At 45.6% G+C, this 12149-nt stretch carries 9 protein-coding genes and 2 pseudogenes; all 11 read right to left on the bottom strand.

The window, feature by feature from the left end:
- Window position 1: 1 nt before the first annotated feature.
- The 11 genes and pseudogenes from PAT9B_RS25145 to PAT9B_RS25090 all read right to left on the bottom strand — a co-directional run bounded on the left by PAT9B_RS25145 (window position 2) and on the right by PAT9B_RS25090 (window position 11981).
- Window positions 2-1138, bottom strand: coding sequence for a polysaccharide export protein (locus PAT9B_RS25145; protein ID WP_041526219.1), 1137 nt, complete (start codon window positions 1136-1138; stop codon window positions 2-4).
- 97 nt (window positions 1139-1235) lie between these two features.
- Complete coding sequence (locus tag PAT9B_RS25140) at window positions 1236-1649, bottom strand: helix-turn-helix transcriptional regulator (RefSeq protein WP_190274691.1); 414 nt, start codon at window positions 1647-1649, stop codon at window positions 1236-1238.
- 125 nt (window positions 1650-1774) lie between these two features.
- The gene (gene yjbE / locus PAT9B_RS25135) at window positions 1775-2050 is read right to left on the bottom strand and encodes an exopolysaccharide production protein YjbE (protein ID WP_013512110.1); all 276 of its coding nucleotides are present in this window, start codon (window positions 2048-2050) and stop codon (window positions 1775-1777) included.
- A 241-nt stretch (window positions 2051-2291) separates the two neighbouring features.
- Window positions 2292-2819 carry an EAL domain-containing protein gene (locus tag PAT9B_RS25130; protein ID WP_013512109.1) on the bottom strand — a complete coding sequence of 176 codons (528 nt, stop codon included), beginning with the start codon at window positions 2817-2819 and terminating at the stop codon, window positions 2292-2294.
- Window positions 2816-3013: a hypothetical protein gene (locus PAT9B_RS25125; RefSeq protein ID WP_013512108.1), complete on the bottom strand. Its 198-nt coding sequence runs from the start codon at window positions 3011-3013 to the stop codon at window positions 2816-2818. Before PAT9B_RS25125 ends, PAT9B_RS25130 begins: the two co-directional genes overlap by 4 nt.
- Window positions 3014-3814: 801 nt before the next feature.
- A pseudogene (locus PAT9B_RS25120) lies at window positions 3815-4729 on the bottom strand (alpha/beta hydrolase).
- A 779-nt stretch (window positions 4730-5508) separates the two neighbouring features.
- The gene (locus tag PAT9B_RS25115) at window positions 5509-6348 is read right to left on the bottom strand and encodes a MetQ/NlpA family lipoprotein (RefSeq protein WP_013512106.1); all 840 of its coding nucleotides are present in this window, start codon (window positions 6346-6348) and stop codon (window positions 5509-5511) included.
- Between the two features lie 812 nt (window positions 6349-7160).
- Window positions 7161-8257, bottom strand: a pseudogene (locus PAT9B_RS25110) (IS3 family transposase).
- Window positions 8258-8674: 417 nt separating this feature from the next.
- Entirely contained in the window at window positions 8675-9625 is a 951-nt protein-coding gene (locus PAT9B_RS25100) for a ParB/RepB/Spo0J family partition protein (protein ID WP_041526217.1), read from the bottom strand.
- 35 nt (window positions 9626-9660) lie between these two features.
- Window positions 9661-10863: an AAA family ATPase gene (locus tag PAT9B_RS25095; RefSeq protein WP_013512104.1), complete on the bottom strand. Its 1203-nt coding sequence runs from the start codon at window positions 10861-10863 to the stop codon at window positions 9661-9663.
- A gap of 263 nt (window positions 10864-11126) precedes the next feature.
- Window positions 11127-11981, bottom strand: a complete 855-nt coding sequence (locus tag PAT9B_RS25090; protein WP_013512103.1) for a LysR family transcriptional regulator — start codon at window positions 11979-11981, stop codon at window positions 11127-11129.
- Window positions 11982-12149 lie beyond the last annotated feature (168 nt).

Genomic DNA, 12149 nt, shown 5'->3' with positions numbered 1-12149 from the left:
ATCACCACTCGCGGATGTACTGTCCAGATTGGACAAGGTCATGCACGCCGCCAATCGTCGGAACCAATTGCGAAATAACACGGTTCCAACGCACAATTGGTGCGGCAGTGACATAGACGATGTCATACGGCTGCAACTGGAAAGAAGTACTCATCACCATCGCCGCAGCATCTTTCGCATTTAGCTGGTAAATATTGGCTAGCTTCCCCTTCCCTGCCGGGTTATGTAGTTGACGGATCACAAAGATCCCCGATGCATCCGCCAATTCCTGTGAAACACCTTCGGCATTACCGAGCGCTTCAGCTAACGTCATACCGCTGCGGTCCATCTTGAGCGTGGACTGTTTATTAACTTCGCCCATCACGAATACTTTCAGGTCGTCATTACGCGGTACAAACAAAATGTCCCCAGGTGTCAGCAAACGGTTTTCACGGAGATCGCCTTGCTGCATTAAGGCTTGTAAAGAAATCAGGCTGTCTTTTCCATTGTGAGTCAGCACCACATTGCGCCAGTCCGCATCCGGGGCTAAACCACCTGCAGCATTGATCGCGTCCATCACCGTTAGGGGGATATTGCTGATGGCCTGCTGGCCCGATCGCACCACTTCCCCGGTCACATAGGCTTTTTGCGATCGGAACGCGGCGATGCTGACATCAACTTGTGGGCTTTCAATATAGGTTCTCAGACGTTCGGTGATTTCGTTACGGACTTCATCGATCGTGCGACCTGCAACATGTACCTTGCCAATATAAGGATAAAAGATGGTGCCATCGGTGTTCACCCAGTTACCAGTATCGCTGGCACTGCGGTATTGCCCGGCTGGTGTAGTCAGTTCAGGGTGATCCCATACCGTCACCATCAAGACATCACCAATGCCGATACGGTACTGGTAATTTTTGATTTCATCTTCCAGCTGTGGGTTGGCGCTGGACATTACTTTTTGTGGTTGCAGCGAATCAAGCAATTTTGGTGTTAGCGGATAAACAGTAACGTATTTGCTAATGTCCGTATTCGAATCCATCTGCTCTACCACATCTTTATCACTCGTTGATAAATGTTGGCCGGGAACGATGGTGCAGGCAGAAAGAAAAAAAACAGATACCGCAATAGCGGATAATCTGAAAGGCAATTTCATCATCATGAGTTGAACTATCATCCTATTAAATGCAAGAAAATAAGGCCTCTTTATCAATTTGCTAAAGAGGCATAGTAAAGGGAAACGTCATTACCCACCTTTAGAAATCCATCCCTGCGTGGCTGCGTTGTTTTCCATAAAACAGATTTCTGAATGATGAAATGTCTCGATGCAACATATGTAAATTACTGACCTTCAGTTTCTTTAAACCTGAATTTTTTTGTGCACTGATTGTTTTTGGGCTAAGCCCGCAATTCCTTGAGATCTCAAGAATGTTTCGTCCGTCCAGTAAATCTTTCAAAACATCGATTTCTCGCGGAGTCAGATACATGGTTTTTCTTTCAGCGATGAGCCGGTACAATTTGTGATGTAAAGGAGTAAGCCCATCATCTAATTGGTAACTCATCACAAAGGTTGTCAGGCAATTACCGACAAAAAACTTCTCATTAGAATAAATGCTTATGTCTTTATACAGTCTGAGGGTTTTCAGGTCAGAACTTAACGAGATAGTCATGTCCTTGAGTCCGCCTTCGTGGACTTTTAAAGCTTCCCGTAAACCCAGACTTAAATAGTAATCATCAGATATTATCCTCATATCTCTCTGACACCTTTGCGATGCCCTCCGCTGTCTGGTTACAACTATCTGCCTGTGGTGCTGGTAGTGGTGGTGGTGGTCGTTCCGGTGCTACTGCTATCGTTAGCCTGTGCTGCCAAAGCAAGCGCTGTCAGCGCGGAAATCGCAGAAACACCCACTACCACGCTGGTTCCCGATGCATAACTTGTCGCGCTTTCACCGGCTGGCGCACCCACATTCTGTGCCGCTGCTGTTTGTTGCGTAGTCGTTTCTTCCGCTGCGTTTACACTCAAACTCAGCAAACCGGTTAATAACAACGTAGTTATTGCTGTGATTTTCATAATGTTACCTCTTTGGTTATTAGCGATAATGAATGATATTTTTTACTACTTTACTACTCACTCATTCTTGACGTTTCAGGCACGCTACCGCCCTTAGCTTACTGGCGCCAATAGCCTGAAAAGAAATAATTAAAACAACAGACGCAGCGTCGCCCTTGCGACGCTGGCAAAAATATAAATAATGTGCAGGACAACGCTGCCAGTTTGCTGTAAAAAAAAGACTTATAGTAAAAATGCAGGGTTATAATATGAATTTCTTATTTAAACTTTCGATATTTTCAAATCTTACGCTTTTAAAAAATCCACCTTGAACCGCTTTGATATCCTTTTCGATGGCATGGTATTGCTCAGTACTTTCCACACCTTCGATGATGATAAACTGACAATATCGCATTATGTTCTTGATAACGACTGGCCAGATACCTGAGTTGCTGTAGATTTTAAAAAAATCATTATCAATCTTTACGGCGTCATAGAGATTTTCCTGCAATGCTCTCAGGCTAGATTCGCCTGAACCTAAATCTCCCAACCACAAGCGGTACTCTTCGGCTAACGCCTGCAAGACCCTATTACTTCTACCATCGGATAGATTTGGAAAGCCTTCTGAAATCTCTAAACGTAAAAAGGGTTTTGATTTGGCTAAATCTGCGATCTCCTCTTCCTGTATCAAGATCGCGGCCATATCAAAATCAATGCTGATAGAGCATAAAATATTATTATTTTGAAAATATGCTGTTTTGTGACTAATAATATTGAGTTGTTCCTTCAACAGTTTTTTTTCTGTTCTTTGCCTATCTTACCCGTTTGCCGGAAGAACCACCCTGGTGTGGCACTGTCTGTGCGTATCTTTACCGCCAGAACGTTCCCTGCTCTGTCAACTATCGGCTCTGCTTCAAAACCACTGATAACTTTACCTGTTAAGACTTCGCTGAGATTCATGAGGATGTTTTCCATAACACGCATCAGATGATTCTCATTCTATGATCACTAATACCAATCAATAAACACCTTATGATCGTTTTTGCCTATGTTTTTACCTATCAAAAAAAAATCTTTGATCGATCGATCCTTTCCTAAATCGAATGAATAGAATATTGCCCCAGATATTGGGTTAGGGATGGGTATTTAATGGCTTTACGCCATAAAAATCAGTTAGATAATCCAGGTGGGAACAATTTTTTGATAAAATACAGTTGGATATTAGCGGTCACCTTACGAGCACTTAACTCTTAAGACTCACCGCGCCAACCATGTTAATGAAATGTAACGAAATTCTTCGCTTGACCTGCTAAAACCAACATTAAATGATTGATTAGCATTTAAAAACAGATCTACTAGTTCCGTTACTGAACTATTAAGATTATGTTTCCTGCATTATTAATGCTGATGAATGGCACGAATACAGGCCCAGACTGGGTTCGAGGGCTGATACCAATCCTGCCTAAATTTGCAACAACAACACTTTTAAAATTAATCATTAAGCACAACTTCACTTACGCATTTTCCAAAATGTTACCTGGTTGCCAAGCACGTAAGTATTAACGGTTATTCTTCACTGAACGTCATCACATCAATTGGCAAAAAAGAGACGGGTAACTATGCTTCTTCGTGTGATTGTCCATTCAATATTATCTTTTCCTATAGAACAGTTGCGTGTATCTCATTACCTGAAATAGCGTATTTTTTGCTAGGTGTTAGGATGCATGGAGGGCGTTACGCAGGAGTAAAAGTATGAGGACCAAGAGATTAACCTGAGCTATAACATTATTTCAGGTAGGTTTTCAACTCTTCCGCCGCCTGGCGCAGAGACGTTTTCACTGCCGGCACATTACTCCGCGGATTCAGCAGACCATAGTCGTGGATTAGACCGTTATTGCGCGTGACGGTTACATCTACCCCGGCCTCATCCAGTTTACGACCAAACGCTTCGCCTTCATCACGCAGCACATTTAACTCGGAGGTCTGAAGTAATGTCGGCGGCAAGCCCTGCAATTGCTCACGGGTAGCACGCAGCGTAGAAGTCAGAATGTTGTTGCGTTCGCTCTCTATGGTGGTATAGACACTCCAGACCACTTCATAATATTGCGTGTCAGAAAGTAGCCATTCCCGTACTGGTGATAAGAAGGGTATCAAAGTGCGCGTCAGTACACGTCATAACGAATCGCCGGGGTGTGCTGCTGTTTTGCCTGCAACGCTACTGCAGCTACCATATTGCCCCCTACGCTGTTACCCACAGCGCCAAGCGTGTACCGACGACGCCAATTTCCTGTCCATGTGCTGTAACCCAACGTGTGGCGGCATAGTCCTGATTAATAGCAACCGGGAAATGAGTTTCGGCGGAGAGGGTGTAATTAGCGAAAACCGCCGCTACTTCCGATTCCACCATCAGGTCACGCACCAGACTTTCATGGGTTGGGAAGTAACCCAACACCGAACCACCGCTGTGGAAGAACATAAATAATAGCAACGTGCCGTGTACCTTTCACAATATTAAGCTTCAGCGGCTGTCCATTATCTTCAATGTTTTTTCAGTTACGTCTGCGGCAAGCAACACGACTCCTTTCTGGGCAACAATCAGCACCTCACTTGCATCATGAGGTGATACTGTTCAATGGGTTTGCCGCGGCTTCTATTAAGAGCAGTGAGGAATGACTGTACGTATCGTTCTGGCTCCCCCACTACACTCTACGCAGAGACAGCAGTTAAGGCTGCGGCTAAAAAGTTTTGCTCAGTTTCATGATGATCCCCTTGAATTAATCACGCTATTATATATCGCACTATTAAATTGGTTAAATGTCCGTATATCAGTTGATTACTTCAAGATTGAATTTAAATAACGAGCTATTTAGTAGCAAGATATTCAAAATATATCTTATTTAAAGAGAACCGTATCATGCTGATTTAACTTACGTACAAATGGCACAAATAGCTAAGTCATATCTACAGATCGCATTGACTTCATCAAAGTTATACTTAGCTCTACTCGCACAGCCATTTCCGCGCTAACGCTTGTTACTGATGATGCTCCTTGACAAGATGCGGATTCAGAAAAACATAACAATGTCTCAATTTTGCGTTACTGCTGTTAAGGCATTATTTCGATGATTTTGAGAATTTTTAGCTGAGTAGCAAGTGAAAATTGTTTCTGCCCCTCGATGTGGAAGTTATGATGCTATGCTTAAACCTGTACAGGAATGCTTTGACGAAAAGCACCCCCCTCTTAAAACACGCATCTGCCAACGCCACTCGCAGGCAGATACGCCTCAAAGCACTTTAACGTCAAATCAAATTACCCACATGTTGTTTCATCAGATGAGTCAACCAGGTTATCCATCAGTCAAGAAATGAGCCATCCAGCGAGTTGTACAACACTGTATACGCGTGAGAGAGGGTGATTCGCCACAGTGATCTATTACGTTGGACGTTGTGTCACTGGAGGAGGCTCGCCCCTCTGCAGGTTACCAGGCAGTAATCCCCGTACCTTGATACACCTTATCAAACACGCTTTTAACCGCATCATTCTGATACGAAGCCACCAGCGTTTTGACCCATGGGGCATTGATGTTCTCTTTTTTCACCGCGATAAAGTTATTGTATGGGTTATCTTTTACTCTTTCCTGAGCAATACGATCTGCCTTACTCAAACCACTTTTCAGCGCCCAGTCGGTATTCACGATCGCTGCATCCAGGTCAGGAACGGAACGTCCGATGATACCGGCGTCCAGTTCTTTGATCTGAATATGCCGCGGGTTGTCTGTGATATCTGCGGTGGTTGCGAAAATTCCCGCGCCTGGTTTCAATTTTATTAAGCCTTCCTGCTGTAACAGATTCAGACCACGGGCTTCATTTGCCGGATCATTAGGGACACCAACTACCGAATATGTTTTCAGCTCGGTTACCGATTTCACCTTTTTCGAATATAGACCAATCGGCCACACTGCGGTATCGCCAACTCGCACGATGTCATAATGATTAACTTTGATTTGATTATTGAGGAATGGCTGGTGTTGAAATGCGTTGGCATCCACTTCTCCATCCTGTAAGGCTTCATTCGGCTGATTATAATCATTAAAAACCACCGTCTTTACAACCAGCCCTCTATTGGCAGCCTGCTTTACCACTTCTCGCCAAACGTCTTCGTCTTCACCACTCATAATGCCGACTTTAATCAAAAATTTCTCTTCAGCATTAGCTAATTTTGGTGCTGATAAGAGTGCCATAGCCGGAAGAACCAACCCTACTGACGTGAGTATAAATGGTATAATTTTATTTTTTTTATAGGTCATATATGTATGCATAAACCAACTCCCGAATAATTTTAGACATTATTTTATGACTGCCTCTATGGCAGATAGCGGGAGTATAACCGATTGATGTTTGAGCGATTATAATTTATTCGGCATATGTTATTTATAAAAAGTAAAATGCCGAAAACAAAACACCTCTTCAGAGGACGTTGAATCCCATCTACCATTATGCATGGCATTTTTAACACCGGGCTTCACCTGCTCTTTCACTTTAATTTTATTAAACAACCTGTTGGATGATGCATTAAAACAACACACCCTAACAATTCCGGGTTACATTCAACAAAAAAATAGCATCCTTTACATTGCCCTACAAGTAACGGATAAAAACAAATAAAATCAATTGTTTAAAACAAAACCGTTAATGTTGCGTCTTTAAACCCATAAACTATCTATTCCCCCCCCTTCATCCATGTCTATTTTAACAGTTAATTTCTTGACCAGGATTATAATTAGTCTCACCATGCGAGAACCTACTTAACTTAAATGTCTGCAATATATGTTATTTATATAAAACCCTTTCATGCTATTAAAACCAATGACAGAGCATTAGGAAAAATAGAATCACAACTACAGCCCAATCAGATCCACTTCATTCCACCCGAGAAAACGAACATAAGACTAATCAACTTAGCATACATCACATTCATGCATCACGCATAAAGCCTCTGTCTCTCACTTAAATTCCGAAATGGATTTAAAATCTGACCTGCCCACAGTATTAGATACAACGTTCAGTTAATAATGTTGTTTGGTGACCCTGACCCCGAATATGGTCCAGCCGTAATCAGGAATAACCGGTTTCATGTTGGCTGCATATTATTCTGGCAACCGGCAGACTCCTCAGCAAATTCAGATGGCGTCATCCAGCCCAGTGCAGAATGGAAACGTCTCTGATTATATTGTATGCGCAAAGCCTCGATTTTGCACCGCGCATCCTACAGGGACATGAACCAGTTTTCGTTCAGGTATTCCTGTCGCAGCCTGCCGTTGAACGACTCCTCCGTGGCATTGTCCGTTGGTGTTCCCGATCGTGAGAAGTATATACTGATCCCTCGACCATACTCCCATTTGTCCAGCATTTTTCCTGCAAATTCAGAGCCGTTATCTGTTCTCAGCAACTGTGGTAAATGACGTCTTAGCGCAATGGTGTTCAGCATCTCTGCAACCTCCGTTGAGCGCAGATTCTGGCCCACGCAGATCCTCCCAGACCTTCGCGCGTTTAGTGTTCGATTACTGTCTACAGACGTAACCGATGCCCGTCAAATAATGCGTCAGAGTAATGTCCATACCCCTGACATGATTCGGAACAACCCTTGAGGTTGGGTTTATCGACGCTGTGCCGATTTATTCCGGCGTGGCAGTTTGAGACGCAGGGACAGACCCTGCTCGCTGTAGAATCGATAAATACGTTTATGATTACCCCGCAGCCTTCCAGTCTGAGCTGGATGTGAACCCGCCGGTATCCGTAATCCACACGGGTTTCCGTGATCTCCCTGATACGAAGGTGTAGTGCACTGTCGTCTGCCACCACAGAATGGTAGTGGAAAGAGCTGCGGCCAACCTATAGTACAAAACAGGCCTGCCTCTAGCTGGCCCAGTAGCGTGTCTGCCGGTCCCGGAACCATTCGCACATGTGCGCAAGCGCCAGTTCTTTTTTGCCAGCACATCCTGCAGCATGGCTTTGTCGAGGCTCAGATCGGCAACCAGCTTCTTCGTCCTGAGATTCTCTTCCTCAAGCTGCCGCATGTGCTTCAGTTCTGAAGGAGAAATCCCGCCATATATAAATAACGTGGCATCAGAAATACCAGATTACGACAAACCTCTGGCACGAACGTCCCTAGTTCGACCTGCTTCAGGGCAAAACAATCTGCTTTTCGGTAAATCGTGATTTTTTCAACAGAACCACCTCCATACAGGGAGTGTAGATAATGCCGGAATTCTGTTTCTTAAGGGCGCGGGATTTTGGGTCAGGAGGAGCATTCTGAAGACATTACTAACATCGCGGTGTATTAATCAACGGGGAGCTGGTCAGGATGACTTCTATGACTTGATTTACAGAAGATACATTTCAGTCTGTTGTAAACAATATCAATCACAGCACGCAAGGAATAGAAATAGTGCAATCTGAATCGGGATGCATTGCTAATAAGTTCCGATGCACTATTCTTTATTCCTTTGTATCAAGCCCACACAACGCAGAATTTATAACTATCTCAGTACACTGGGTCTGGGTGCATTCAGGTGCGTGTTCATCTCAGTGATGATCCTTCTGCTATTTCATCCCCCTGTCAGCACTAAGCATAACACCACGCTGTCACTCTCTAATTTTTGCGCCTTTCACACTTCGCAGGATTTCCCTGATTGCACCTTCAATCTGGTCAACGGTGTCCTTAGGTAAACGCACAAATTCATAGCTGACAGAACGTTTTTCTGCGCTCACTTTCCGCCGGGCCTGGATATTGCGGTCTTCAAAATCGGCCAGTTTTTCCGTTACCAGGGTTTTGGGCTTTGGCGGCACGAGGTTACGTCTTGCCACACGGAAATGGCCGAGGATCTGATTCTTCTGTTCATCGGCGGTGCTGACCTGCTGCGAATTCTCATTTATAAGCCTGAGTACTTGCTCAGCGACATCGCTGATTTCGACGCTTTCGGCTCTGGCATTGTCAGTCACATCCAGCAGCAGCTGATAATCCGGAAGTGTCAGTTCCGAAACCACTGGAAATAACGCGATCAGTTCCGCCGGAACGGATGCGGCCTGAAAGGCGCGTGTCACTTTGGCGTTGGAGATCCCCTCAGCTTTTGCGATGTCGCTTTTACTCATTCCATTTTGGTTCATAAGTGCAAAACGCAGCCCCAATTCACGCAGGTTATGTTCTTTCGCCGTCTGAATGTCTGCCGCAAGTTGACGCGCATCACCAATATCCAGTTCATCACTGGTGACCAGCACTTCTAGGCTGGCACCCGCAAACAGGCAGGCGGCACGGCGCCGTGAACCATCCATTATCTCGATACGACCATCTTTCTGACGACCAATCGCCGGAAAGAATTGTTGTAGACCGATGGTGCGCGTGATATCCCTCACCGACGCTTCAGTCAATGTGGTCTGATCGCGGCCATTGACCTGTGCATCGACATAGGTGCGCGATGCAATATCGTCATGTGGGATCAGTTGCCGGGTAAAGGTAGCGCTCTTTCCAGATTTAAGGGTAAACGTGCGCGAGGCATTATTGTTGTCAATAAAGCTGGCGATAGCCGTCTGTCCCATTGTACGGCCAATACGTTGTACCGTTTTATGTGTACTCACAGTGTGCTCCTGATGTATTCAATTCGATCGAAAACAGCGCGGGAGAACTGCTCTGCTTCATACTTAGCTTTTCTCAGTGCATCGGCACTGCCCGGATATGAAATGGGGTTAGCACTTATTACCGTGTCAAAGGACTCTCCACAACGTTCGAAACCATCGAGCCGTGGTAGTGATGCATCCAACATCGATTTGGTAAAGACCTCACGGGCGTAACTTTGCGAAGTGAGATGATCATGTTTGGTTGTCATCTTAGACATAAAGCCTATGTTCGCTTTCAGGCGAGGTTCCACGCCCTCTTTCTCAATCCGCTCAAGCATCTCGGGCAGACGGGTAAGATATTTCATAGTTGAGTGAAAATCGACTTGTGCAGGCGGTGTTGGCGTCAGCAGAATGTCACTGGCAGCAATGGCGTTCAGCATGAAGGAGTCAAGATGAGGTCCAGTGTCGACGAAGATAAAATCATAGTCGTCAGCCAGGCGGTCAATTACATTGCGACGCAGCACTTCCGATGGCGCGACACCCGGCAGATACTGCTGCACCAGCGCGTCCCAGTCACTGGCGACAAAACCGTCATCTATCGATGCAGGCATTACATCCACACCCGGCATTACCGTTGGCTGAATAAATTCACTGCGCAGCTGGTCACGTCCGAGATCATTCAACATAGCCTGAGCGGCGGTTTCTGCTTTTGAACCGATGCTGTCTTTATGGCTTAAAAACATGGTACTGGACGCCTGCGGATCGAGATCGATAACCAGGATGCGTAAATCGTTATATAGCAGGGCCGGATGGGCACGCATGCCGTGAGCCAGCGTCACAGTACTGACCGTTTTAGATACCCCGCCTTTGAGATTGACCACGAACACCACAAACGGGCCTTTATGCTTGTCTCTGTATTTCGGGACATTGCGATGCTGATAGATATCGATGACGTTTTGCAAACTCAGCGCATACTGAGAGGTGCTACCAGTCTGCTTTTTGCCAAACTCGTAACCCGCAGATTCCATATCACCGATTGCAGCCACCACCGCATGCTTACTCAATAAAGGGAAGTTAGCCACCGCGTTACGTGACCAGCTCTGGTAGTAGCCAGTCTGATTGAATTCAGCACGTTGTTGTTCAATATGGTTGCTCAGTCCCTGCAACAGACTGTGCGCTCGCTTGGCTGTTTCCAGCACATCGCCATAGTCGCGTCTCATAACATCCTCAAGAATATGATTTTTTGGCATGATACACAAAAAGTCGATACCTGCCAATTTTCCGGTAAAACACCCTGAAACTGGATTTTTTCTTTCATATTGGATTTATCTTAACGGAATGAGATGTCACATTGTCTCTTCTGGGCGAACACAGGTATTCAGCATGGAGTTTTCAGGCTGAAAATCCTCTATGTAATTATTGTTTATCATACGGTTAGCGTTATTTCCCCGCGGTGAAAATTCAAAAAGACCACGCGACTGCATTACAGGTCCAGGTCGGGGAACATCTCGACAAAGGGCATAATCACCGACGCATCTCTACTAACATGCTGATACAGCAGCCAGGTGCGGCTTTTTAATGGCTCACCCGCTACCTGCAATGGCTGACACCAAAGGTGTTCGGACAACGGCTGGTAGCTCGAAACAATCGCATAACCCAGACCACGTTCAACCATAGCCAGACATACCTCCAGTTTGTCGACCTGCATCGCCACACGGGGTGCCAGGTTAAAGTTGGCATTCCACCAGCGCTCGATCAAATGAGTGATATGTCCACCGTGGTTGATGCGGATTTGCGGCAGCTGGGGTAATAATCGCAGGTCGAGTGGCTGCTGGCTCACCAGCCAGTAATCATCAAGGTCCACCAGACGTTTACCATCGCGCCAATGATAGTCATCCTTGACCAATGCCACGTGGACTTCATCACGCTGGAGTTTTTGATACATCTCTTCGCTCAAACCACTCACCAGATTGACGCGAATGCCACCATGCTCCTCGCTGAAACGCGCGAGAATTTCAGGTAATCGATAGGCAGCATAGTTGCTGGTGACACCAATACGTAACTCACCCTGCCGTGGCTGGCTGAGGCTATGCAACGTTTGTCGCAACTGCTGCGACTCTTGCAACATTTTGGCGGCATGCTGTGCCAGGTAACGCCCCTGCGCGCTGAAGATCAGACTGCGCCCACTCTCCTCGAACAACTGCACATTCAGCTTGCGTTCAATCTGCTTAAGCCGATAGCTCAGTGCCGGCTGTGAGGTGTAGAGCTGCTCTGCAGCTCGCGTGATATTTTGCTGCTGCCAGACAGTAAAGATAATCAGCCAGTCTTTCTCGTTCATCTCAGCTTTCCCTGTTTGCCCATATCCATAAAATATTTTTTGCCAGTCAGACGCAAGTAATAAAAAAGCTCAATTGGGCTTTTAGGTTAAAGCGCGGTATATCTGAATAACAGGATTTAATTCAACACATTAGACGCACCAGTTTGGTGTCAATGGAGCGCATGCTGC

Source organism: Pantoea sp. At-9b, assembly GCF_000175935.2.
In the GTDB taxonomy this organism is placed as follows: Bacteria; Pseudomonadota; Gammaproteobacteria; order Enterobacterales; family Enterobacteriaceae; genus Pantoea.
The sequence above is the reverse complement of the archived record's forward strand: the minus strand, read 5'-3'. Positions and strand labels throughout refer to the sequence as shown.